Source organism: Paenibacillus sp. YN15 (assembly GCF_003285005.1).
In the GTDB taxonomy this organism is placed as follows: Bacteria; Bacillota; Bacilli; order Paenibacillales; family NBRC-103111; genus Paenibacillus_AR.
The window spans coordinates 1-325 of record NZ_QMFA01000123.1 but is presented as its reverse complement, the minus strand read 5'-3'; the positions used below and the strand labels follow the sequence as shown (position 1 = coordinate 325).

Here is a 325-nt window from a genome sequence, read left to right as displayed (position 1 = left end):
CGTATCCAGTTTTATGGGATATCTGAAAGGGAAAAGCGCACTGATGATCTTTGATAAGCATGCAAATTTGAAGTACAAATACGGAAATCGGCATTTTTGGGCAGAAGGATATTATGTGAGCACCGTGGGATTGAACGAGGCGACGATTCGCAAATATATCCAGGAGCAGGAAAGTCACGATATCGCGCTGGATAAACTGAGCGTGAAAGAGTATGAAAACCCCTTCAAGGGGTAGCCGGTAGTACCAGCACCCCTTCAGGGGTAGCAAAAGTGGCAAAGGCATAGTAGCTTGAACGAAGTGAAAGTCAGCGCCTTTAGACGCTAG

Annotated in this window: 1 protein-coding gene; it reads left to right on the top strand. The window is 46.2% G+C overall.

Annotation, left to right across the window (positions count from 1 at the left end; translation table 11 throughout):
- Window positions 1-235: IS200/IS605 family transposase (gene tnpA, locus DQG13_RS30435; RefSeq protein WP_113023933.1), on the top strand; the 235-nt coding region annotated here is incomplete at its 5' end.
- Between the last annotated feature and the right edge of the window lie 90 nt (window positions 236-325).